Source organism: Paenibacillus sp. S33 (genome assembly GCF_053615415.1).
This window is the reverse complement of sequence record NZ_JBSIEZ010000001.1, coordinates 972,926-996,907: the sequence shown is the minus strand read 5'-3', so window position 1 is coordinate 996,907 and position 23,982 is coordinate 972,926. Positions and strand designations below refer to the sequence as shown.

The window sequence follows — 23,982 nt, the reverse complement described above, 5'->3', positions numbered from 1 at the left end:
AGAGGGAGATCAGGATGGATATTGGAATTTTTAATGATTTTGAGCTACATGAAAAGGCTTCTGAAAAACTGATTAATAAATTTGAAGGTAAAGTACCTGAGCAATTAATAGAAGTTTGGAAGCAGTATGGCTTTGGTAGTATCCTAAATGGATATTTAAAAATAGTAAACCCAGATGAATTTCATTCTTTGCTAGAAGAGGTGTATGTAAGAAGCAAAGAGGCTCTGGTTTTATTTACTACTTCCATGGGAGATCTACTTATTTGGGAAGATAATAAATATTTACTTTTACTTAATTTTAGAAGAGGAAAGATGCAAGGCATATCATCTGGGTTTGAATTTTTTTTCTCTGACCTAGAGGATGATTCATCCCTACAAACCGATCTAGATTGGCTACCATATCCTGATGCCATTGAAAAATACGGAAAACCAGCATTTGATGAATGCTTTGGTTATGTTCCACTTCTAGGATTAGGCGGTTCCGAAAAGATAGAAAATCTAGAAAAGTTCAAACTAATTGAGCACATATATTTGATTACCCAATTCACGGGTCTTGTTGAGTAAGAAAATTGCTTTCAAAATTATTATACTCCTAAAGGCTCATTCCAACTTGATTTATAAGGTGGATAAGTCTTCTATCTGTTCAAGATCAATAATAAAATAATGTAGCCAGCCAATCCCCCATAAATAAACAAAACTTGCCATCCCTCCCCATGAGAGTTAACATACACACACTCAAACCACGGGAGGGGAAGTACACAATGTCAAATTGGCCAGATTGGTTTCAAGAAGCATTACGCCAACGATTTTATCAATTAGAACTTGCCAGTGAACAACAGGCTTCTTTTTCATCAGAAGATGAGCATCTATTCACTCAAATGGATCATTTCAAAATGAATCAAAACGAGGATATCCAACGTCTGCTATCCGAATGGGAAGAAGCAATAGGCTACCAGTTAAGCCAGGACAAGCAATCCATGTATATGGAAGGAGTTAAAGACGGGATTCGATTGATTCTTCCCGTCATACAACCCACAGTTACTCGTTAGCCTATTTATCGCATTACCCTATGATTCAATTAGTCCAATATTTCATCTATGTCCATTCCACTTTTCAAGGTAAAAACAAAATGCGCTGGTGAGAGAATGGTTATCTTCTCCACCAACGCATTAAATAGGTTATCATCAAATTGTTCCAGTATATCTTCCCGTAAGCTTAGTACTTGGATAATTTCATCGACACGTTCCTTAATATTCGCTTTCTGCTCCTCTTCCTTATCCAGTGTCAGTTTCTGTTGTCGTAGCTCGTTGAGTTCATTGGAAAGTCTGTTCGTTTCTTCATCATATACCGTTTCATCAATTTGATTCCGTAGCTTGAGATTCACTAATTCCTTCAAGTCGGATTTCAATTGTTGCATCTGTCCTTCGATGTCTAATAACGATTTTTGCTCTACTCTGCTGGAAAGTACCGATTCAATATTGGCTTTCAACGTCTTCATGAATCTTTCCTTGTTCTCATACATCCGGTTGAACAATCGTACAAACGCGGAATGTAAAACTTGTTCATCAACCGATTTGGCATCACAGGCTACTTTACCTTCATTAACATACGTTTTGCATTGCCATACTACTTTTTTGGATGGATTATTGCTGTTCCAGGTTCGGCGTTTAAAAATGGCTCCACAGCATCCACAATATACTTTACTGCTCAGTGCATATTTGCTGGAGTATCTTTTACTCTCCCCCATCACACTCCCTTTCAGCTTGGCTCTCCGTTTCTTCTCTTTTTGCACCGCTTCAAATATTTCTTTGGATACAATCGGTTCGTGGTTATCCTCTATAAAATATTGCTGCTCTTGTCCCTTATTCTTGATCCGTTTATGGGTTAGAAAATCAACGGTTACCGTCTTTTGCTGAAGCAAGGCTCCATAATATTTCTCATTGGTCAGAATTAAGGTAATGGAGGAATCCCACCACGTATCGCCACCCGTGACTGTTTTAATGTGATCTCGCATCAAGCCTCTGGCTATCGCCTGATAGCTTTTCCCGTCTAGATATTCCTCATATATGCGCCGCACAATCTCTGCTTCTGGCTCGTTAATCACCAATTCACCATGTTCATCCTTATCATAGCCGAGGAAGCGAGTGGTGTTGCAGAAGACTTTGCCGTTTTGGAAGCCTCGTAATATGCCCCATCGACTATTTTCAGAAATGTTTCGACTCTCGTCTTGGGCAAGAGAACTCAGAATGGTCAGTAATACTTCACCTGTTGTATCCAGTGTATTAATGTTCTCTCGTTCAAAGAATACAGCCACTCCGAGACTTTTAAGTTCCCGTACATATTTCAATAAATCCAGTGTATTCCTAGCAAACCTCGAAATCGACTTGACCAGTATAAGATCCAGTTTACCGTTTCGGGCATCCTGTATCATGCGATTAAAGTGCGTTCTATTTTTAGTGCTGGTTCCGGTGATGCCTTCATCTGCGTAAATATCAGCCAATTCCCATTCCAAGTTGTTTTGAATGTACTTTGTATAATGATTGACCTGATTGGTATAGCTCTCCTTTTGCTCCTCGGAATCTGTACTGACCCGGCAATAGGCAGCGACTTTCTTCTTTTGAATAGATTGGATTCCCTCTACGATGTCCATCGTTTTAATGGGAACAACGACGACTTTTTTTGCGGTTGCGGCTTGGGCCATAGGTGTTTCTCCCTTCGATATCTTCTTTATACGGTCACATGTTATAATGCGTGCGGTACATCATCAAGTCCATTTCTTCCCATGTGATAGCTACTTGAAAGACTTTTTATTAAGCTCATCAATCGCTATAAATTCTTCTTCTGTAATGACATTTTGTGATCTCAATTGCTTCAATAGACTCAGACTGAGCAAGTAGTCGATGGATTTTCGTTGCATATGTATGTGCTCCTTTAAAATAAAAGTGGCTCACCACAAAGGCAAGCCGATAGATACAAAACTTAGAATAAATTCTTAAGGCTAATGGTCTTTTCTGTAGTAATACTAGGATCACTTACTAAGGTTGCAGTCAGCGCAAGGGCTTTATTGTTCGCCCCGCTACTGCTTCCTGCTTTTATGGTAACACTATTTCCTGTGCTGGCTGTTATGCTTCCCATTATCGGAGTTGAATCATCTTGATTTCGTAGGCTCCACTCCACAGACTGGTCAAACACCTCTGTTCCATGATCATAGATATGACTGACGTATGAGGCACTCTGGCCTGTTTTAAGCGTAGGACTGCCGGTTATGGTTATCGAATAGATATGCGTTCCTGTTTCGACGACTCTCATTTCAATGCTACTTTGTACTGCTGGGTGATACGTTAATTTCGCAGTGATTCTTGCTTGTCCCAAAGCGATACCCATAACCTGACCTTGCTGATCTACACTAACCACACTTGGGTCACTAGATATATAGGTAATCGCCGGATTCGCTATCTCATTTCCATTATCCGTAGTAGTCACATTCAACTGTATTGTTTTGTTGAGCACCACATGAGCTATCGTCCCCTGATTGATTTGTAATGCGTATGTATGAGCAATCTCGTACTTCCATCTGTCTGCAATATTATTTTCCACGTCATCATAAGCTGTATTTATGCTATCTAATGTGCAGCTTAACTGGATGATGCCATTTAGGATACGATCCATTCCAACTATTTTAAACGGCTGATGAGTCATATAAAATCGTTGACTTAATCTAATACCCCTCGTATCTGCGTTGTCCTGTACAGTAACCATAATGTTTCCATCTGGCATGGAGATAACTTTACCTGTTTCCGTTGAAAACGTTCTGGCTTCTACCACAGCATCAAACCATTTCACTTGTCCATCCCAGTTTAAAGCTAGCCGTTGATTACACTTTTTCATACTGCCTCGACAAGACTGTTCATTTCGATCCACCTGACTAGTAATTAAATAACGTTCATAACGATAATCCACGATATCACCTGTATGTAATGGTGTTGCTGCACGAATAATTTTTTCATCAGTCATTTGAATGGTATCTGTCGCATCCCGGATCAGAGCAAGCTGCTTTACACTGTTGATATGCACAAGTTCGCCTTTCTCTCGTAGGAAGAAATCAAGCATCGGCTCTAAGCTCCGTGTCATTTCTCTACCTCCAATGCAAAATCTGCCTTACAGCGATACAGGTACAACTCCATATAATCGCTCCATTTCTTCATGTCCAAAATAATAAAAACATCCTTGCCAATACGAATATAGCAGTTCGACAGCAATAAAGATTCCAATGGACAGAAAGCGCGATATGTCGTCTCTAGTATGTAACCATCTTCAAATGAAAAACTTTTGCGATAAGGTTGTACATCTGCCATTACTGACAGAACAGAGTTGAAATGAGTAACATCTAAAATTTCCAGCTTCGTATCATAGAACATTAATCTGTCCCTACCTTGATTTTAGGTAGAGGAAGAGCCAATCGAATACTTGTCGGAATGCCTGTTTCATAGGTGACTGATCGTTCACCTTCCTGCTTATTTGTTAAGCCAACCGAATCCCGATTCTTATAGAGATATACGGCATAATCGACCATAACGTCATCATATTCCACAGGCAGTGTCGCCACATTACAATAGCCCAGAATATTACTTCTCGCTTTATTCAAATAGTGGATCAGGATATCATCCTTGGATATGTCTGTTGGTTCCATGCCTAATAATCGTTTCATCAAATCCATTAGCTCACTCATGTGCTGTCTCCTGTACCTCCTTTACCTGTTCCTTCCCGGTACGCTTCATGCTCTTGGTAGCTTGAACTTTCGTTTGGGGTACATCTTGCTTAGTCTCATCTGGTTGCGGTTCCTCTACTTGCTCATAATGTCTACTGGCCTGTAACCGCAGTATTAACTCCTGATCTGTGACTTCCCATGTGCAGCCTGTTTCCTGATTCAAAAACCACATCTTATCACCCTCCAAAATTAAAAATAAGGGCATCCAAAACGGATACCCAAACGTGTTTCTTCTATTATAATGTGTTTTCATATGATCCCATTTTCAATTAAGACTTATTGGCTGTGAGTACAGCGAGAGCTTCCGGCTTGATACATTTGGCTCCAAACACTTGCAACCCTTTCACTGCATCCGAGAATTGCTTCTCTGGTCTGAAGGCTTCAACCGAATCTACTTGACCTGCAAACGAAATCGCACTCTTATGACCTGCGATGATTTTATACTTGGCTCCTGTGGTATTCGGCACATTGTTGGATTTATAAACGGTCATGCCATCAATATCTCCCACATAGCCTGTACGGATAATGTTCGGGTCTTTGGTGAAACGTGCATCTTTCAAGAGTAAGCCATAATACCATGCAGGAACTACTACAAAACGCTCGCTTTCCGGCACATTATTCTCATCCAATAGTACGCCTAAATCAATCAGCAAATCATAGGCTGTATCTTTGGTTGGAATTATAGGCGTTGTATCGTTACCAATTGTATTCTCAGCTTTAACCTCTGTGTAGAATCCAGCAAGATACTGATCGACCACATTGGCCAGTCCATACGAAGCTTCCACGATTCCACCATCCAGTAGATTTACATTCGCTTGGGCAGCATCTACATCATCCACTTGAAAATTGAAATACTTGGCCTGGTCAATCACCAACGTCTTTTGTGTAGCATCTAACTCCTGCGGATTACCGATTCCTGCCACCTTATCATAGTTGCCAATGGTTACTGCTCCAATCGAATTGATTTTTACTGTGGAACCTTGGTCTTTAATTTCACCTTCATAATCAGTGTTGACCACGTTCCCATACACCAGATTCTTCTTCAAACTCTCATTTAAACGTGCACTCCAAATTGTAGGAATAAAATTCTGTACTGACATATCTATTCACCCTATCCTTTTCGTTTATTATTATTTGTTTTGTAATGCTTGTTTGACTTGATCCCAATGCTGATTAATCTCGTTTGGGGACATCCCTTTAATCGAATCCAATGTAAATGTGCTACCTGTTGAACTAGCCGGAGGGGTATATCCATCCCCTTTGAGTCGTTGCTCGACTTGCTGTTGGATAGCCGATTGCAACGATTGTTCCAACATAGCCAAATTCGCTGTCGTCGCTTCTTCATCTGCACCAATAAAAAAATCCACTAACGGGAGTGGAAGTTTCTTTTCAGATGCAATTTTAATTGCTTGGCTGGTTAACCGTTCACGGTGTTTCTCCAGCTTCATATGCTCCACTTCAGCTCGTAGCTTCTCAACTTCGATTTCTTTCTCATCCTTAGCCGGGAATCGCTTCTTGATCTCAGCATCCACTGCACTTTCCAAATGATTGGTTTTCCATGTTTCCAGCGATTTAGCTGATCGTTTGTCCACGGTGCTATCGAACCAACTTTTTGCTTCCTTATTGGATTGAATGAATTGCTCCATCCCTTCTACGCTATACGGATTCAAAACCTGAAGATATGACCGCCATTCCTCGTTTGTTTGATTTTCCTCAATCAACTGCTTCACTTGTTCTAATTTCATTTTCGTTAATCTCCTTTATTGCCCATTCGACTCACAGAACCGAACACGCTTATGTATGTATTGAATTGAGCCGTTTAATGTCATGCTCAGGACAGCAATGTAACGCATTAGAAATCACAAAAACGAGGAAAAGGTACAAACATACCCACTCCCCACTTTTACCTATTTTTCATCCTTTGTTTATATAGCTTTTTGACAGCCTAAAGCGTTTCATCCACCCTCTTGCTTGCCTAAACTTCAGAAACGTATATGTATGCTGAAACTGTATCATATTGAATATCATGTTCAAGACAATCATGTAACGCATTAGAAAACGCAAAAGTGACGAAAAGGTACAAGCACACCAACTCCTCATTTTCGCCTATTTTCAACCCTTTGTTTATAGGGACTTTTCCACCTCTAAAGCGTTACATCGAGCCGTCTTTTTGTCTGAACTTCCGAACACGTATCCTAATATTTTCTTTTCTCGCCTTACCTCTACACTTTCCACAATATTTCTGTCGATTCGAATTTGCCGAAAATGTTTCTCCGCAACGTGTACAGTTCACCCTCGGCTTCGCTGTCTTAAACTCAGTCCCTGTATTCCGATCAGACTTATATTCTCGCTCCAGCTTCTCGTCTATTGGAAGCACTCCATTTTCAAAGTATGTACAACGGGGCAGACCACCACCTTGAGCGAAAAATACACATGGGCCATCTTTTAAGCAGCAATAGTTTGGGATACCATGCTTCGCTCCGAGATAGCATGCACAATTATCTTTAACCAGCCGCTTGAACCTATTTTTATTCTGCATTTGATACCTCCTTATCCGTACCAACTAATCGTTGTTGTTCTGCATGAAATTTATTGAATTCCAGCTTGGGATTCTCTACGAATGGAAGCAACGTGAGCAATGTTTCCTGTGAGACCACTTGCTGCAATTTTACAATCACATCAGCCATCCCCACCAAATCTGTCGGCAAGTTGCGAGTAAACTTCACCGCGATATCCCGGTAATCATATTGCACGCCTTCTTTAATGTGCAGGAACGTGAAGAAATTACGTAGACGCTGCTTGATCGCTTTTTCCATTAAAGCTTCACGCATCGCCACTCGATTCTCCAAATTCAGCAACTTATTTCGCAACGCTAAGGAGGAGGTATTACTGGCCCAGTTTTCATTGAAGTTGACCTGATCCATCATATCGAAGATTTTGCGTTCAATGTTATCCAACTCATTCTTTACAAAAGAATCGTTAATCTCCTTCGTAAGCCAACTTACCTTTCCTCCAGCCGGAACCTGAATAATGCCCATCTTCTTCATATTCAACAAGTCTTCCGCTTCCAGTTTGGCATTCTCAATTACGAGATAGGCGTTGCGATGATCTGCAATTTCATTGACCAAGTCGGAATTCAATGCGTTATAGGCATCAAATAAAGAAATCACATCCTGGAAGCCACTTTTTCTCTCCGTATTGGCTGGACAGGAGATAAGTGGGACTCTTCCAAAGATGTGATTATGTTTGCCGATATATTTTAATTCAGGTGCTTGGTTTTGCTTACTCTGATTGTGTCTATCATCGTTGCCGATTGTATAGTGTAGAATTTCATGGTCGGAATACACGTCTAAATACACTTGCTTATCAAATCGACGGGTAAATTTATGTAAGCCTAGTAATACATTTCGTTCTGCTGTTCCATCTTCCAGTACATAGGCATTCAAGGGAGATAGCACCGTGGCTGAAAACTGGCCATCCGAGTCAATATAATTCAATTCAAAGCTCTCGCCAAAGATTTCGGATTGTTTCCGAAGCTGTAGATTATGCTCTTTGTCCCAATGACTCATATGCACATCTATGTTATGTATGGCTTCATCCTGATCCGACTTGGACACATAATTTACTGGCTTGCCGAGCAGATAGCCCACTTCGTTATCTACAAACTTACGAGGGAAATTAAAAATAAGCTTTTGATTGCTTCGGCTTTCTTGCATGGCATAGTTCTTGAGAATAGCATGCTGACCATTGTAGTAACCTGCATATTTCTGTTTGGCTATTGCAATCGAATGGAGTTCATTTAGACATTCTAATATGATTTGTTCGGTTATTTGCAAATTGATTCTTCCTCTCAAAATGGACTGTGTAATTGTTGCTTATTCATTTTTGCTTAAATAAAGAAAAAAACCACCTTTACTAAGGTAGTTCCTAGTTAAACTAAAGTTTTCCATTAGCTCAATTATGCTAATTTAAGAATAATATTAAGCTATCTCAAAAAGTCTGGATTTGTAATCAGCGCAGGATCGTATTCCATTAATATTCAAATGCTTCATCTCAGATCTCTTTATGCCCAAATGATCGGATTACCTGTCTGTAAGGAAGCCTCAAACAGGCTTCTTAGTACTCGCGCGGGTCGAGAATCAGATCCCTTTAGGTTTCTCTTTACGACCTGAAGAGATTTTGGATAATACAGCTCATCGATTCCCCATGTCTTTCGGCTTAGCGGATAAGAAGATTCAAAAATTCGTCCCATCTCCAAATCATGAAATCTTGCATGCTTATGCTTCCATCCTTCTTTTTCATCACTCAGTACTTCCTGGGCGAACGCTACTGAATGAAAAAGCTCACAATGATCTCTGTCTAGAATACAGAATCCTCGGTCATTTAACTGATAAATGTGCTCGCCTCCAGATGATAAGAACCACTTATCCTCTCCAGGAAGAGATCTCCCATATTCATCATAAGATACAGTATCTACGAGGAAAATCCCTTGTAGCTTGCTTGCTCCTGATTCAAAAATATCCAGTTCCTTTAAAGCTTTTTCGGCCTGATCAGCGGAGAGTAACTTCTCCCCAATTGAAATTAATAATGGGAATTTGTCCTGCCCCAACCGATCAATGATTCCATAAAAGAAATTTCCTCCTGCGACATTAAAAACCCGGTCTTGATAATAGTAAAAGTCTTCATGCTCGCAAGCGTTCTCCCGCCACTGCTGATAAAGCTCATAGATTTCGTCATTTACAGATTCCAGTATGTCGATCCCTTCGTCCGTAATTTCCAGCAAGCTTATATCAAAAGGGGGAGGCTTAACTTTTCCTTCCTTCACACAATTGCATACTACGTAAGCATCCAGGCCCATATTCCCGCTCCTTTTCAAGTCCACTGAGTAATTTTTATATCTTCCATTGATCGTTATAAGATTAAAAGAATAAGCTCCGATTAACTAAGCATAATATCCACCCTTTGTAGGATATTCGTGATGTTTAAGATAATGTTTATATATCTTTCCAAATACTTTGATGGCCTTAGCTTGAGATTGGTTGTCATTCAGTAGTTTCACTATTTCACCAATTGGTGCTTGCATCGATATTTCCCCATTTATCAACTTGGGTAGATCAATCTCAAAAATTCCATCCAATTCCTCCAAGCAGCTTCCAAATTTATACACAGCAACAGTTCCTCTTATCTCAACTAACTCGTAGTCCAAACAAATGGCCATTTGTATCCCCTTTCCTTGCAACAATACAAACAACTAATTGGGTAACTGGTTAAGTTATCCTGCCCATTAGCTTAACAAAATTGGATCAAAATAATGAATGAGTACCTAGCGAAAGTCTCAAAATAATAAGCCTCGATCATAAAACTTTAAACTCTTGACCGACTGAATCAATTGAACAGCTCCATATAAACTATCTGGCGCGTCATCATATGTACAATTTCGATTGTAGTCCTTCACCTGATGATTATATCTGAGGTTATCCGAATTGAACAGAATATGACCCTTCTTCACTTCCGGCTCCAAGCTAATAATACGTTCATGCTTCTGCCCCTTGGAATGCACACTTTCTACGGGTGTATGTATCTTCGCCTTCCATAACTCTTCTTCAAACTTTTGCTTCATATAACTCTGTGCCTGATTAACCTCAAAACCAAGCTTATCTACAGGATAAAGCTTTATTTTTTCAATAGCCACTTGAAATAAATCATCCGGCAGCAATTTATAAATATTACCGTCAATCACATACATTTGCTTCGTCCTTCGGTGCTGACCAATAATTGAAATAGCCGAATAGTCATTTTTCTTCCCGGCTTTGATGGCTGGATCAATGTACATGGCAAGTTCCATTTCCTCAAACTCAGGCAACCTGTCCCAATACATGAGATTCTGAAATATGTATTCGTCTGTTGAACGCGGATCGTTTTGTAACTCTTTAAAAAATGATTTTTCACCCATAGCTTGCTTCTTGCACATCAAATAATAATAGTCCAAATACTCGCTCCACAGGATTTTCGTACCCTCTAGCATTTCTTCTTCGTGGGCCATAAAGAAAGACAAAGCCGTATTGATTCTGTCCTCGTCTTGCAAGTTATTATATTGTCGTTCCCACTCTGACCACAGATCATCCCGTTCTGAAAATTGAAGCACGGCTGCTTTACGGACACTTCGCACACCAGGGATTTTACCTTTGAGCAGATCGGCCATAATATCTTCTTCGTTCAAAATCGTTCCACAGATTAGAATATTCGTATCCCTTGTGCCAATAGGCAGAATGACATCCGTAAACGTATTTTTAATTTGTTCTCGCTTGGCTTCGGATCGTGCTGTATCTTCCTTGAGCAAATCATCCATTAAAACTAGCGTAGGACGATGATGCTTATAGTGAATACCTCTTAAGCTACCATCTATGCCACGAATCATAATGCAGGAATCCAGTCCACCTTTACTCTTCAGCCATATTTCATTGTTGTTCCAGCGGCTCCCTTTACGAATCCCAAAATCCTCAATCAGCATCTGATTGGTTTCCAACTCATCTTTGATCATATCGAGGAAGGGCAATGCAATCTGCTCTGTTGCTGATATGATTAATGTAAACTGTGATTTATCATATAAAGTCGCATACAACGGAAATAAAAAGGAACTGATCGTGCTTTTACCATGCTCCCTAGGGAGGCCGAAAGCCGTAATCAGTCCTCTATTTGCAAGCATATGTTTTAACTCAGTAAACAGCTCTTTGTGAAACTGTCCAAATGCTCGATCAAAATATTTAGGGAAATAGGCTAAGGCGAAAAACTCAATATCCATCTCACCAATAAGCTTTCGTAGTTCGGAGAAAGAGAACGTTTCGATTAATTGTTTCATTTTCGGTGGTTTAAAATGCTTCTCCATATACTGCTTCAGCAACTCAGCTTGACGCTGCTCTTCTTGCTTTATTGTTTCAATGGTTATAGCTCCTTTCTCATATGTACCGTAAAATTATCACAAAAATTTCTGCACCCTTTGCTGGCGGCTCTGTCTATCTACATAGAAGAACCCCTCCCTCCACGACAAAAAGAGTGGCTGCTTACCACTCGATATTTGCCAAGGCTTCAGCCATATCCTGCTGTGTTGTTAGGGTATAAATATTGGTTGTTGCTACGTGATCATGTCCAAGGATTTGTTGGATGGTCGTCAATGGAGTCGTTTTAACCAACTTATAGCCAAGCGTATGTCTGAGCATATGGGGTGTAACCTTTACGTTGATCCGATCTCCATATTTGTTCAGGATCAGGTTGACCGCATTTCGTTCCAATGCTCCACGCTGCCCGATGCATAGATATTCTGAATCAACCTGTGGTCTGACTTCAAGATACCGAGTAATGGCTTTTCGCACATCCTTATTTAATGGAATGGTGCGGAAGGCGTTTCCTTTACCGAATACCTTCAACAATCCTTTGCGTTCACTTATTTCAATATCCTTCAATTGGATACCAACCAATTCGCTTACTCTTATTCCCGTTCCGAGCAACAGTTCAATCATACAGATATGCATTCGATTGCCCATACGGTGAATTTCATTCCGCAGCTTCCACAAATCCTTTTCCGCTAACCCTTTGTATTGCCGAACAACCTTATTCCTGACCGCTTCGATATGTATTTCTTCCTTAATATATCCATGCTGGTGCATCCACTGTGCAAAAACGTTGACGCTGGCGATCTTGCGGTTGATGGTGAGTATCGCTTGATTGGTGCTTTGCAGATATTTCTTGTATTCTACGCCATCCAGTTCAATCCACCTATCCAGCCCATATTCCGTCTTGTCCCGATACCAAGCTATGAACTGTAATACGTCCCGAATATAACACGAAACCGTATTTTCACTCCGATCCTTGCTCCGTAAATGGGCTTCAAACCCTTGAATATACTTCATTTCTTCCCCACCCTTCGCTCGTGTGTCACATCATAGCGTTGATTCGGGGGAAAGTCCACTCCATACATAACTTATCTTATGCACTGATTTTGGCTTCTTTTGGGGCAAATTCCGGGCTGAAACTGGCGTTTATCTATACAAATACTGACGGCATAATGTTATGACTGTGAATCATCTGGCTCTATGTATCCTTCCTCAATATCCACTGATTCCTCAATAGCTTCATAGTCGGCATCCACTACATCGGCTTCAATCATATCCAAAAATAGCTGCTTGCGCTCCTGTTCCAGTGCCTTTGTATTGACCAGCAATTCACGTCGATCATTCCATTCGTTAGGTGCACGGTTCTTTAAGTAGAAGATCATCGCTGTTGGATTCGGAGGCTGATATCGTTTCACTTTCTCAATGCGCGTCTTCTTTTTTCCATTTTTGTCCTCTTCAATGATCGTTTTTATTTCTTCATATTCATACCCTGTTGCAGCTTTCAAAAGTGAATTTTCTACGTGGGATATAGGGACAGATTTGCTCCATTTGACTAGTTCAGCCAGCATCGGATGTTTATCAATATATTCGTACCAAGTCGTTTTACCTATATCGAGTTTCCTGATGATGTCCTCTGCGTTCATACCTTCTTCGAACCATGTCTGAATCTCCGCTAACCGAGGATATACATGTGTTTCCCACTTGGTTGGACGTTCCAATGCTTTAGCAAATTTAGGATGTTTCCTGCGATAATCGCCTAATGTCCAGATATGAATGTTCAATCGTTTGGCAATCTCCTCATCTGTTGCTCCTTCACGTACCCAAACGGGAATATCCCTGAGTCTTGGCACAACAAATTGATCATATTTGGTCAGTATCTTAGGCTTGTTTCTTTTGGGATTGTTATTATTTTTGCTCATCTTCTGCTCACCTCCATCAACGAAAAAAGCCTATGCGAATGTGCATAGACCTTTGTTTTTAAAGTTGTGTTCCATTTACAGATTGCATCTCAGGGAATTTCCGTTGATATGTTTTGAATAGTACATACTTTTGTAAACCTTTGGATTGATGCAAGGCTTGTTGTGCCAGTTTTAATGCTGCTGCATAATGATTTGATTTCAACTCCAATTCGGAAAGAATCGCATTTTTCATCCAAGGCGTTGGAATGTCGTGAATGATTTTGTGAGCTTCCGCATTATTTCCTTCTTCCATACATACGATAGCTCGATAGTAATTTTTATATGCCAGTGGTTTGATCAATTCGATTTCTTCTTTAACCGTCAGAATTTCTTTTTTATAGAAAGCAAAAACGGTTTTATATAACGCTTGTTTGTGAATTCCCTTATACTTTTGGAGCAATAGTCGGATTGAGTCTTCTACTTCTTCATCGATTTCATGGGCTAGAGCATAAAATAGATGGTATTCTGGCTTACTCTTTCGCGACATTAAAAACTTTTCAATTCTCTTCAAATTAGAATCCCATAATACAGTAAAAAGAATAGGCACATATAGTATCAAAAACATCAGGATGAAAATGATTATAAAAGCTAACGCATTATTGATGTGTAAACGATCCACAATCATCCACATGACAATGACAAATACAAATGTGACAAGATTTCTTATATTCCAGATCATCTAGCTTCCCCTTCTCATGCTGTTGAACATGTTGATTTATCTTATCAGAGTTAATTCAACAAATTTGAATGTAATTCCTTCTTTTCCCTATAAGTAGTAGCTATTAGACCAACACGAAAAAAGGGAACAGGCTATAATAGCCCATTCCCCATATGTATCAGCTTATTCTAACAACAATCCACACTCCTCTATACGAGCTTTTAATATAGGTGTACAAGGACATCCTCTGGCTACCCTCGTTATAATAATATGAATATCCTTTACCAATCCACTTGTTTATAATCCTTTAAAAATACACCCGTGAGTGGTCTTTCTGCGTCTTTTCCTTCATAGATTGGATCGCAAATTCTCGCAGCAGCATCATTAAAATCCAATGGTAGATTTATCTCTCGACTAGCCTTTACCTGTTCTGGAAACTGATTCGATACCCAGCCAGGATCTACGCTAGTTACAAATATTCGATGCTTTTTATACTCTTTAGACAAGGTTAGGGTCATCATATTAAGCGAGGCTTTTGCCATGTTGGTGTGGACATGATATCCACCTTTTCTCTTCATCTGAAAGCGGCCTTCTGCCGCAGATACGTTAACAATAAATCGATTTTGATTAGGACTCCTCATCATAGTATCCTTCAACTTTGTATTGAGCAAAAATGGAGCGGTCACGTTGATTAGCTGAACTTCGAGCATTTCAACCATGGAAATTTGATGGGATTGAGCTGTCCATGAATTTTGAAGCGAATGATTGTGACTTATTACTCCCATTTCTTGATTAAAAAGCTGTAAATTTTGAATATCTTTTGTTTCATTCGCAGATTTATCAAAGTAAGAGATAGTCGTGCTGTTAGCGAGTAAATGTTGGTTGTCCATTATTTGTTTTTGGAGTTCCACTTCATTTAATTTTAATTCTTTATAATCCTCTTGCGACATTCTTACCGTCTGAGCAGCATTATTTATAATGATGTCGATGTAGGGAAACTCTTTATCTATGAAGTGGGCAAACATTTCTACCCTTTCAATTTGGCGAAAATCTAATTCGTAGATATGGATGCGATCTTTCCAATTTTCAAAATCAGGCTCTTGAATATAACGCTGTAGTGCATCATATGGAAAACGGGTTGTCAGAATGACTCGTGAACCGTCTCGTAATAGGCGTAATGCTGTATGATATCCTATTTTTGTTCGTCCACCTGTAATCAATGCGATGTAAGATTCTAAATGATGCTTGGCTAGACGTTTTTTTTCATTGTATTCACCACATGATTGGCACAGCTTTACATAATGTTCATGAGCTACAATATTTGATTCTTTACAAACATAGCATCTATACTGTCTGCCTTTATCGTTTATTTTTTCATATTTTCTCATTTTATCACCTTAATTTTTATTTACACATATAATAACATATGGTACAATTTTCTTACACAGTAGCTTAATTAAAGTGCCCGCCTTTCACGCGGGAGAATGAAGGTCTCAATCCTTTCTGTGTATGGTGATAGTTTAAATGAAAACACCTTCCCGTCAAGAAGGAGATGGAGGTCTAACTCCTCCTCACCTTTAAAATTAAAGTAGGATGGTCCTTAATTCTCGCTTTCTTGAGGGTTAGGGGCTTTTTTGTTCTCATTGAAATAAGCTTAATTTTAACTTATCGTAGCAAATTGATATAAAACATATGGCTTGACCTAATAAAGTCGGCTTATATCAATTAAAACTGCCATGTTCTTTCAAACTATAAAATCTACACTTAGTAATTTCGGTATTTCCTTGTTTATAATTTTTGTGATGCTATACACCTTATAAACTCATTATATGCTCACTAATTTTGGATTTAGCCACTACTTCTTGATAGCTATGTTGCTTATCTTCCCGAATCAGATATACGCCGCTATTATCGCCAATATGAGCAATATATCGACTTACAATCACATCTACATATTTGGGATCAAGCTCACTCGTATAACAAAGCCGATCTGTTTCCTCGCAAGCAATCAACGTTGAACCAGAACCACCAAATGGATCAAATACAATATCACCAAGTTTACTTGAGTTTTTAATCGGGTAGCTAATTAAGGGAATCGGCTTCATCGTGGGATGATACTCATTGCGAAAGGGGCGATCAAATTGCCATAATGTTGTTTGCTTACGATCACTATTCCAATAGTGCCCACCTGTCGGCTTCCAACCATATAATACGGGTTCATGCATCCAGTGATAATCGGCATGTCCCATTACCATCGCTTGCTTTGCCCATATGCAGCATTGTGCCAGTTTGAATCCAGCTTCAATAAATGCCCTTCTAAAATTCAAACCTTCACTATCCGCATGGAACACATAAATACTTGCCCCGTCATCTGTTACTTCAAACATTCGGGTATAAGCTGCAAATAGGAAATTATAAAACTGGTGATTGTCCATTTTATCGTTCTCTATTTTCAATGCATCCTTCGTCTTGCCCGTATAATCCACATTATAAGGTGGGTCAGTTACAATAAGCCGAGCCTTCTTACCATCCATCAATAATGTAATATCCTGCTGATTAGTTGAATCTCCGCATATGAGCCTATGCTTCCCAAGTAACCAGATGTCACCTTTTCGAGTTATTGGATGTTCAGGTAATGCTTCTTCCACATTAAAATCATTCTCATCATCGGCTGTATCTTCATGTAATGTATCCAGCAATTTCTCACACTCGCTCATATCAAATCCAGTTAGAGAAAGATCATAATCAGCCAGTTTTAATTCTTCCATTTCCTGCGCCAACAATTCAAAATTCCAATCTGCATACTCAGCCGTTTTGTTATCAGCGATTCTGAAGGCTTTGACCTGTTCAGGAGTTAAATCATCCACCAGTATCGTTGGAACTTGCTTTAATCCAAGCTTCTTGGCTGCTAACAAGCGTGTATGTCCTGCTATGATTTCATGATTGCTGTCTATTAGAATGGGATTTTTAAAGCCATAACTTTGAATACTCGTTACTACATAATCTACAGCTTTCTCATTATTTCTAGCGTTTTTTATGTACGGATTTAACGTTTCTACGTTTACGAATTTGATTTCCAATCCACTTGATCCCCTTTTCTAAACTCGCTTTTAAAAAGGCTGCAATCCACATCCAAGTGAAAAACACACCAACTACAGTAATAAATCGTGATATTTCTACGATTATTGCTTGCAACATTAATAGCATTCTTGTTACTCCTCTCTAAATGAAAAAGGAACCCTAGCTCATAGCCAGAGTTCCCGTGTTATGATTCTATAATTGTAAATCTACTCATTGTGTCACGTGACACATCTCAAACTATGGAGGTTCAAGTCCTCAATTCGTGTAGTTTGAAATTTTGCAAATAATAGTCTAATTCAGCAAGATTAATTTCAACCTGTAAATCCAAAATCTTAAAACGATATTCCTAGCCAGTTAATAATATGACTTGATTACGTGTATGAATGCTGCTGAATGTATGTATGGTCTATACGTGGGATAGGGGAAGCTCAAAACCGCGATAAAACCACTTCGCTACGCTTCGTAAACGGTAGTATCGCCTGCCGGCGTTTCCCCTCCCACATCCAACCCCATTTCGGCTAATTAAGTTCACTTTCTCAACTCCAATCATCCCTTTACTCTAAAATTCATGGCTAAGCATATGTATTCATATCCAATCACAGCCTCTCTACGGGCTGACAAGCCCATCATATACAAACATGTTTCCTATTCTCCATCAGCTTGTTTCCAATTTTATAATGCCGAATTCCTATCTTCACTTCAATTTCTCCAGTATAATAGCTGATTTTTAAAAGCTGTTTCCATGTTTCCAGTTTTGAACACTCCTGATAACATATACACTCCTCACCAGCACATAATATTCGATCCAATATTTTTATATGTATTTCTCTTAAGAGTTAAAAAAACAGGAAACATGGAAACAAACTCATAATTCTCTATGTAAACAAACTATTTTTCTGTTTCCAATTGTATGCAAAACAGAAAACGAACAGGAAGCAGATGCTGCAAACAGGAAACATTATATTTTGATACCAAACCAAAAGGGAACTGAGCTGCCACTTATTGTTTTCGCCTTCTTCCGGTAAATCTTATCCTTAAGTTTTGCATCGAGATGCTTATTAAATTTAGTCGTCGTTTCAGGTTTAAATCCACCTTGTTTACACCATGCAGCATACTTGGCATATAACCTTTTGCATTCGATTCGGCTTTCATGTTGTTTTGAAGCTTCACTTTCGATTTGACATTCTTCATCTATGAACAGCATAATGACATCCGATTCCATTTGATACGTTTTAACTTGATCCTTAATCGTTTGTGAATACGAAAATCCACCTTGTTGTTCGAGTCGTCTTAAGCCCTCAAGTGCATAATTTAATAGTGTCGATAAAGCGGATGGAGTCGTCAGTTTATGAATTAGTTTCGTATCCTTTTGTTGATCTGTAAATTTACGAGTAAAAGGAAACACCGTCAGCCTTCTAAAAAATCCGTCACTGTTATCACTACTCTTCGGCAATTCATTGGCGCTGAACAACAATTTACAAAACGGCTCAAAGTTAAAGGGATCTTTCCCCTTTTTTTCTGCGTTTAATCCTTCACCACTGGCAAGCACCTTGAGGTTCCCTGTTGAGTTCAATGCATCCGCAGGGATATCTGTAAAGCAATTCAGCACTTTTCCATACAACTCAGCAATTTTAAACCGTGATCTGTCTCCTTCTAAATCCTGAATTTTAACTTTGGATATATTCGCCTTGCCTATCATCGCTTCAATCGTCTTAATCAATACAGATTTCCCGTTGCTTCCCGTACCTGTGAATAAAAATATTTTCTCATATTCCAAGGTAGGAATCAGAAAATAGCCGATCATTTCAAACAATGTTGCATGCGTATCCTGTTCCAGTACAGATTCGATAAACTGAAGCATGTCAGGGTCATTGGCCATAGGATCATATAGGACAGGAAATTGAATGGTACTCCGTCTATCAGGCGTATGTTCCCTTAAATCTCCCGTTTTCCAATTCAACAAACCGTTTTTAACATTAATATAATCATCCAACAGATTCATTTGGGTTCCTGCAATATAACTTTGGGCTTCTATGTAATAACGTGCTTCCTTAATCCGACTATGGCGAAACTCATTGTCCAGCAGGGTAACGGATAATTGCTCCAGGTGACGCTCACCATCATTGACATATACCCCCTGATCATACCGATACAAAAACGTACCATCAAAAAAACACTTCATATGCTGATCTATAATATCTTTACTATACCAGATAGGCTGAAACTTCTTATGCGTTCCGTGAATCTCAAAGTATTCCATGTAATTAGGCTTAATTGAATTGGGAGAATTCTCTCCTGCTGACTCATCATCGGGTTTGAACACATCTGGAATATCAACATGAGATGTAAGTTTAGAATTGCTTTGACTCAGGTAATACTCTTCCTCGTGAGCTAACCATTCTTCATATTGTTCAGCAAGCCACTCTTGATATTCAGGATCATTCGCTTTCCGTTCTTCCTCTTCAATACGTTGTTCAAGTTCCCAATTCTCAAAAAACGCGATCTCCTTCTTGAAATACGCTCGTTCCGAATCGGTCATATATTTTTCGTCCGTGTATGTCCACCACGTTTTGCCACCATTATACGAAAACTCTAACTCATAGGGAGAATATTCAAACTGTATCCGATACTGCTTATCCACATCTTCCTTGGTAATCGGCTTCCACATACCATCTATCCATGCTTCTACTTGCTTGCTATTCCTATTTTTCCGTACATCCACCCGTTTTCCGTTAATGGTGAATTGGTCGGTATAATACTTGTGTTTATAATCGTGCTTCTCTAAAGCTATTGTCATATTGTTATGATCCCCCTTATTAATAGATATTATCGACTACCTGTTTAAATTCGTTATATTGTTCCATGGCTTTCCTTAACGGAGGCGAATCCTTGAATATAAATACTTTCCGATTCGAATCCTTTAAATCTACTTTTTCATCCATTTTATGAAATCGATTAAACATCAACCATCCAGCCATCCGAGACTGGGTAATGACAATTGTATGGCTTTCCATATCTGACCTCCTCATATATAAGTGATTAGGAAGGTGAAGATTAATTTCTTCCACATCCCTCTCTACCGGCTGACAAGCCGCATAGTTAAGCTCGCACCCTTTTATCCGGTGTCACCCAAGCGCCAGTGTTAACAGGCGCCTATCATGACAGACCTATGAATCAATTTATTCGATATGGACTATAGCCTTGAAGCTCGATTTCGTTACTTTTTCAATCCTGATAAATTCAATTGTCGCTCCGTCAAAATCCAGTAAGGATAACCCCTCATCTCGACGAATGGCCTGATCTCTCGGAATGATACATTTCCTTTCTCCATGCTCATTTACAACATGCACATAGTTATGCTCGACCACCTGAATTTGCAGTTTCTTACCCAGTACCTGGTCAGCTATCAACTGCGATTCTTCCTGAGACTTTTTCAATGTGCTGAAACCAAGCGGATAATTTCTCAATGTTCGCCTTGTACTTTTCCCATCCAGCAAAGAAGGCGTATAACTGGTTTGTACTACGGTTTCCCTCTCAGCTTCATGCCCAATAAAGAATTGTCCCATAATTTCAAATAATGAATACACACCATCCGGCACATGGAATGGAAACTCCAGATCATCTATTGTAGCGATGCCAGCTTGAACGGTAAGCTTCTTGCCTTCTACATTCCGATTCGTGAGCCGGTTCACCTTTCGTACTTCCCTCTTCAAAATATTTTCATGCTGCTTTAGATTTTCTAATAGCCCATTTACAAATAGCCATGCAAAGGAGTAGGTTCTGTAAGATTGATATGCGATCTCGACAGCAACACTGGCAAGTACCGAAGGATAAGGACAGATCTCTTCACACTGAGTTTTGTATTCCTCTCTTAACCTGGCGTATTCTGCGCTAATTGCTTTCCGGGTATCATTATCCCTTTCCCATTTTTTTAGTTCATTAAATTGCTTTCGACGATAATCAATTGGTTTTTTCTTCTCGTTGTATTCTTTATACACTGGCTCAATGCGAGCTAGATAGCTCAGAAACTTGGGCTGACTAACTTTACTTATATCCTGTATCAGTTGTCTCGTACTTTCGACACTGAAAATAGACTGATCCAGTTTGCCATCTTCCATCTGGAACTTGTCATCTATGTACTTCTCTGCCTTGACGCAAAATTGGTTAAACGGCGATTTCGTCGAGTGCTGATAATCCTTTGCTTTGCCACCCTTCGCAAAACGAAAGAAATACGGCATTTGGATAGCCAGACGATCCAGCACATATGGAATCTCAACTTCCAGTCCATTTTTGGTTGCATCAATGATTTGACCTTGGAGAAATTTTAAGACTGAGTTTTCCAAAACGCGTCCTTGAAGGCTCCCTTCCTCCAAAGCCAGATTCTGAAAATACGTATTCACATTCGTACATCTACCCGTCAGGTTATGTAGACTTTTTAGCTCCATTTTGACGATACTATCTATATTATTCGGTACAGGAGCAGCTACTTTTTTATCGTCTTCATTGATGATCGTAGGCGCGTCGGTCACTGCGGAGAGTATGGTCGGATCATTCGTACAGAGAGCTGTGTCCCCATCCACGTCACCGAGTCCAAGTCTTGCCAGTGTTAAATCACAACAGTTCAGAACAATCACATTATCTAAATGACGTATATATCGGTTATGTACTTGTACAAAATCTAGCTTACCGACTTCATTAAATATCGTTAACGGTGAACGGAATAGAGCATACATTCCCTGTTTCCGATTCATAAAAGCCTGGCTCTTCTTCAGCACACCTGTTACTGGATATCCGCTGGCGTGCTCCATGAATGCAATCGGGTCATTGGTCAGATAAAAGTAGTTACCACGAATCGGAATGCGACCTTTCAACATATCCTGTACTTTCAGCATGGCTTGCTTCACGATAAATTTACGGACATTACCGTCATACAGCATCAATTCATTCAAATCGATAGCTTGGATAATTTCATTAATAAATTGTTTCTTCTGACCCCGTTCTATTTCATCTTCCTGTTCGTCGGATTCCTCGTCTACATCTTTAGCTTCATCGTCTTCTTGGACTAACATATGTAGGAACGCTTTCGTGTACGCAATATCTCGAATCCACTTTCCATAGGTGTCATTCTTTTGCCCATACAGTACACGTTTGATGACATCCATTAGAGGCGTAGCTAATTGATATAAATCGTTCAGCGTGAGATTCAGCGCATGAATATATTGATATGTCAGTGGTGTGTAGGCGTTCATCTGATATGCTGGCTTCGCATAATTGGCTACCCAAAAGTGATTATGGTTATGTACTTTCAGTAATGCTTCATATTCTGTTATATTTTCAAACAAACATCTAGGCTTAGCTTGTCCTTCACTGTATTGATGCCATGCTTTGAAGCAGGATTTGGTGAGGATGAGATCAATAGGACGACCCTGTTTGTCAATGATCGGCTGTGATTCACCGAAAACATCCTTTATCTCTGTCACGTTATGTTCCTTAAACCATTTCAATAGATCAAAACGGATAAAGTTACCTTTAATAAATGGAAGTCTTCCCTGAACTGCATTAGGGGAATAGGATAGGTTCAGATGTTGTCCAATACGCTCTGCAAACTGGAAGCTCATTAAACCTTGACCATCGAAAAACTGAACATTCTTATTTTTATAACTTGGATACTCTATTCGCTTAAATCCGATGGACTCTTCATTGATAGCGATGATTGGGATTTCTTCTGTTTGCTCGATGGAATAGCAAGGGTATAGTTCGTCATCATACATAACTGAACGAGCAGGAAAAGGAATCTCATCTAGCTTCACACGACGATTCTGTTTATTCCATCCGTTGAAAGTTTTATATTCATTTTGATCAGGAACAGACTTTGTGCGGCCATTCCACGAGATCGTTTTATTCGGTATACGTTCTAACTTATGTAATTGTTCCTTAGATGGTTTCAATTCTTTCTTTGCTTTGAAATATTCACGTTGCTTCATCTTTTCATCGAATATCAACTTCTGTTGCCCCAAATCTTCAGCACACTTTTCCACTTTCCATACATCCTCAATGATCGTATCTTTTTCATAATCGGGAATGACGACAATACGAGGGATATAAGGCACTCGCTGTGCTGCCGAACGACTCACGCCCAATGCTGCTTCCCATTTGTGGATGTTAGTGAGTGGTGGCATTTTGCCAAGTGTAATATGTCGATACAGATCAGCAACATATTTTTCTTGGATAAATTCTGTTCGCTGTGTACGTCCCATGGCAGGTGATTTGATCGAACGGACATATTTCTTTCCATTATAGTAGATGCCCTCTCGTAGCATACGTTCAAACAAAGCAAGTTGCGATGGATCATTTTCGTCAATTTGATCAGCTTTGAGTATAAAGATTACCTCGGTAACATCGGTGGAAGGATCATGCTCTGCTACGACTCGTTTGAGTTGGTCGAGATAGATACTGTTGGATACAGTGATGGTACGAGTACTAGATTGCGGCGCACAAAGTTGGTCGCCTACATGAGTGATCTCCTTAAAGTGGAACAGTTTGATTTGGTATTGATTTCGTTTTGGATTACTGGACAAGTTTTAGCCTCCTATTTGTTGGTTTAACTAATAATTTTTAATTGTAATAT

At 39.5% G+C, this 23,982-nt stretch carries 22 protein-coding genes; 2 read left to right on the top strand and 20 right to left on the bottom strand.

Translation table 11 applies throughout. From position 1 onward, the window contains the following. The first annotated feature begins 14 nt into the window (after positions 1-14). Together ACWGXJ_RS04665 and ACWGXJ_RS04660 are read left to right on the top strand one after the other, a co-directional pair. The gene (locus ACWGXJ_RS04665) at positions 15-563 is read left to right on the top strand and encodes a T6SS immunity protein Tdi1 domain-containing protein (RefSeq protein ID WP_061831849.1); all 549 of its coding nucleotides are present in this window, start codon (positions 15-17) and stop codon (positions 561-563) included. 197 nt (positions 564-760) lie between these two features. Next, positions 761-1,048, top strand: coding sequence for a hypothetical protein (locus tag ACWGXJ_RS04660; protein ID WP_061831850.1), 288 nt, complete (start codon positions 761-763; stop codon positions 1,046-1,048). Between the two features lie 29 nt (positions 1,049-1,077). Here ACWGXJ_RS04660 and ACWGXJ_RS04655 read toward each other — a convergent pair whose 3' ends face one another. The 20 genes from ACWGXJ_RS04655 to ACWGXJ_RS04560 all read right to left on the bottom strand — a co-directional run bounded on the left by ACWGXJ_RS04655 (position 1,078) and on the right by ACWGXJ_RS04560 (position 23,932). Further along, entirely contained in the window at positions 1,078-2,700 is a 1,623-nt protein-coding gene (locus tag ACWGXJ_RS04655; protein ID WP_452566290.1) for a recombinase family protein, read from the bottom strand. Between the two features lie 90 nt (positions 2,701-2,790). Further along, positions 2,791-2,916: an SHOCT domain-containing protein gene (locus ACWGXJ_RS04650; RefSeq protein WP_268794278.1), complete on the bottom strand. Its 126-nt coding sequence runs from the start codon at positions 2,914-2,916 to the stop codon at positions 2,791-2,793. 62 nt (positions 2,917-2,978) lie between these two features. Further along, entirely contained in the window at positions 2,979-4,130 is a 1,152-nt protein-coding gene (locus ACWGXJ_RS04645; protein WP_061830779.1) for an Ig-like domain-containing protein, read from the bottom strand. Further along, the gene (locus ACWGXJ_RS04640; RefSeq protein ID WP_061830781.1) at positions 4,127-4,417 is read right to left on the bottom strand and encodes a hypothetical protein; all 291 of its coding nucleotides are present in this window, start codon (positions 4,415-4,417) and stop codon (positions 4,127-4,129) included. Before ACWGXJ_RS04640 ends, ACWGXJ_RS04645 begins: the two co-directional genes overlap by 4 nt. Beyond that, the gene (locus tag ACWGXJ_RS04635) at positions 4,417-4,728 is read right to left on the bottom strand and encodes a phage head-tail connector protein (RefSeq protein WP_452566289.1); all 312 of its coding nucleotides are present in this window, start codon (positions 4,726-4,728) and stop codon (positions 4,417-4,419) included. Before ACWGXJ_RS04635 ends, ACWGXJ_RS04640 begins: the two co-directional genes overlap by 1 nt. Further along, positions 4,721-4,939 carry a hypothetical protein gene (locus ACWGXJ_RS04630; RefSeq protein WP_061830783.1) on the bottom strand — a complete coding sequence of 73 codons (219 nt, stop codon included), beginning with the start codon at positions 4,937-4,939 and terminating at the stop codon, positions 4,721-4,723. The genes ACWGXJ_RS04635 and ACWGXJ_RS04630 overlap by 8 nt, the downstream gene beginning before the upstream one ends. Positions 4,940-5,036: 97 nt before the next feature. Next, complete coding sequence (locus ACWGXJ_RS04625; protein WP_061830785.1) at positions 5,037-5,867, bottom strand: P22 phage major capsid protein family protein; 831 nt, start codon at positions 5,865-5,867, stop codon at positions 5,037-5,039. 30 nt (positions 5,868-5,897) lie between these two features. After that, positions 5,898-6,512, bottom strand: a complete 615-nt coding sequence (locus ACWGXJ_RS04620; protein WP_061830787.1) for a DUF4355 domain-containing protein — start codon at positions 6,510-6,512, stop codon at positions 5,898-5,900. Between the two features lie 783 nt (positions 6,513-7,295). After that, on the bottom strand, positions 7,296-8,603 hold the full coding sequence (locus ACWGXJ_RS04615; protein WP_061830789.1) for a phage portal protein: 1,308 nt from the start codon (positions 8,601-8,603) through the stop codon (positions 7,296-7,298). Between the two features lie 227 nt (positions 8,604-8,830). Beyond that, positions 8,831-9,625: a hypothetical protein gene (locus ACWGXJ_RS04610; RefSeq protein ID WP_061830791.1), complete on the bottom strand. Its 795-nt coding sequence runs from the start codon at positions 9,623-9,625 to the stop codon at positions 8,831-8,833. 84 nt (positions 9,626-9,709) lie between these two features. After that, a complete protein-coding gene (locus tag ACWGXJ_RS04605) occupies positions 9,710-9,985 on the bottom strand; it encodes a hypothetical protein (RefSeq protein WP_061830793.1) in 276 nt (91 codons plus the stop codon). Positions 9,986-10,102: 117 nt separating this feature from the next. Continuing rightward, positions 10,103-11,668, bottom strand: coding sequence for a phage terminase large subunit (gene terL, locus ACWGXJ_RS04600; protein WP_231109465.1), 1,566 nt, complete (start codon positions 11,666-11,668; stop codon positions 10,103-10,105). Between the two features lie 160 nt (positions 11,669-11,828). Beyond that, positions 11,829-12,674 carry a tyrosine-type recombinase/integrase gene (locus ACWGXJ_RS04595; RefSeq protein WP_061830795.1) on the bottom strand — a complete coding sequence of 282 codons (846 nt, stop codon included), beginning with the start codon at positions 12,672-12,674 and terminating at the stop codon, positions 11,829-11,831. Positions 12,675-12,832: 158 nt separating this feature from the next. Next, the gene (locus ACWGXJ_RS04590; protein ID WP_061830797.1) at positions 12,833-13,576 is read right to left on the bottom strand and encodes a hypothetical protein; all 744 of its coding nucleotides are present in this window, start codon (positions 13,574-13,576) and stop codon (positions 12,833-12,835) included. Between the two features lie 58 nt (positions 13,577-13,634). After that, the gene (locus ACWGXJ_RS04585; RefSeq protein WP_061830799.1) at positions 13,635-14,294 is read right to left on the bottom strand and encodes a hypothetical protein; all 660 of its coding nucleotides are present in this window, start codon (positions 14,292-14,294) and stop codon (positions 13,635-13,637) included. A gap of 260 nt (positions 14,295-14,554) precedes the next feature. Then, entirely contained in the window at positions 14,555-15,661 is a 1,107-nt protein-coding gene (locus tag ACWGXJ_RS04580; protein ID WP_061830801.1) for an SDR family oxidoreductase, read from the bottom strand. 426 nt (positions 15,662-16,087) lie between these two features. After that, positions 16,088-17,353 (bottom strand): DNA modification methylase, encoded by a 1,266-nt coding sequence (locus tag ACWGXJ_RS04575; protein WP_452566288.1) that lies wholly within the window; start codon positions 17,351-17,353, stop codon positions 16,088-16,090. A gap of 959 nt (positions 17,354-18,312) precedes the next feature. Beyond that, the gene (locus ACWGXJ_RS04570) at positions 18,313-20,151 is read right to left on the bottom strand and encodes a DNA primase family protein (protein ID WP_452566287.1); all 1,839 of its coding nucleotides are present in this window, start codon (positions 20,149-20,151) and stop codon (positions 18,313-18,315) included. Between the two features lie 19 nt (positions 20,152-20,170). Then, positions 20,171-20,368: a DUF5659 domain-containing protein gene (locus tag ACWGXJ_RS04565; protein WP_025686111.1), complete on the bottom strand. Its 198-nt coding sequence runs from the start codon at positions 20,366-20,368 to the stop codon at positions 20,171-20,173. Between the two features lie 165 nt (positions 20,369-20,533). Then, entirely contained in the window at positions 20,534-23,932 is a 3,399-nt protein-coding gene (locus tag ACWGXJ_RS04560; protein WP_452566286.1) for an RNA dependent RNA polymerase, read from the bottom strand. Between the last annotated feature and the right edge of the window lie 50 nt (positions 23,933-23,982).

Coding starts and splice junctions, on each gene's coding strand:
- ACWGXJ_RS04665 (WP_061831849.1), top strand. CDS start 15: ATGGATATTGGAATTTTTAATGATTTTGAGCTACATGAAAAGGCTTCT.
- ACWGXJ_RS04660 (WP_061831850.1), top strand. CDS start 761: ATGTCAAATTGGCCAGATTGGTTTCAAGAAGCATTACGCCAACGATTT.
- ACWGXJ_RS04655 (WP_452566290.1), bottom strand. CDS start 2,700: ATGGCCCAAGCCGCAACCGCAAAAAAAGTCGTCGTTGTTCCCATTAAA.
- ACWGXJ_RS04650 (WP_268794278.1), bottom strand. CDS start 2,916: ATGCAACGAAAATCCATCGACTACTTGCTCAGTCTGAGTCTATTGAAG.
- ACWGXJ_RS04645 (WP_061830779.1), bottom strand. CDS start 4,130: ATGACACGGAGCTTAGAGCCGATGCTTGATTTCTTCCTACGAGAGAAA.
- ACWGXJ_RS04640 (WP_061830781.1), bottom strand. CDS start 4,417: ATGTTCTATGATACGAAGCTGGAAATTTTAGATGTTACTCATTTCAAC.
- ACWGXJ_RS04635 (WP_452566289.1), bottom strand. CDS start 4,728: ATGAGTGAGCTAATGGATTTGATGAAACGATTATTAGGCATGGAACCA.
- ACWGXJ_RS04630 (WP_061830783.1), bottom strand. CDS start 4,939: ATGTGGTTTTTGAATCAGGAAACAGGCTGCACATGGGAAGTCACAGAT.
- ACWGXJ_RS04625 (WP_061830785.1), bottom strand. CDS start 5,867: ATGTCAGTACAGAATTTTATTCCTACAATTTGGAGTGCACGTTTAAAT.
- ACWGXJ_RS04620 (WP_061830787.1), bottom strand. CDS start 6,512: ATGAAATTAGAACAAGTGAAGCAGTTGATTGAGGAAAATCAAACAAAC.
- ACWGXJ_RS04610 (WP_061830791.1), bottom strand. CDS start 9,625: ATGGGCCTGGATGCTTACGTAGTATGCAATTGTGTGAAGGAAGGAAAA.
- ACWGXJ_RS04605 (WP_061830793.1), bottom strand. CDS start 9,985: ATGGCCATTTGTTTGGACTACGAGTTAGTTGAGATAAGAGGAACTGTT.
- ACWGXJ_RS04595 (WP_061830795.1), bottom strand. CDS start 12,674: ATGAAGTATATTCAAGGGTTTGAAGCCCATTTACGGAGCAAGGATCGG.
- ACWGXJ_RS04590 (WP_061830797.1), bottom strand. CDS start 13,576: ATGAGCAAAAATAATAACAATCCCAAAAGAAACAAGCCTAAGATACTG.
- ACWGXJ_RS04585 (WP_061830799.1), bottom strand. CDS start 14,294: ATGATCTGGAATATAAGAAATCTTGTCACATTTGTATTTGTCATTGTC.
- ACWGXJ_RS04580 (WP_061830801.1), bottom strand. CDS start 15,661: ATGAGAAAATATGAAAAAATAAACGATAAAGGCAGACAGTATAGATGC.
- ACWGXJ_RS04570 (WP_452566287.1), bottom strand. CDS start 20,151: ATGACAATAGCTTTAGAGAAGCACGATTATAAACACAAGTATTATACC.
- ACWGXJ_RS04565 (WP_025686111.1), bottom strand. CDS start 20,368: ATGGAAAGCCATACAATTGTCATTACCCAGTCTCGGATGGCTGGATGG.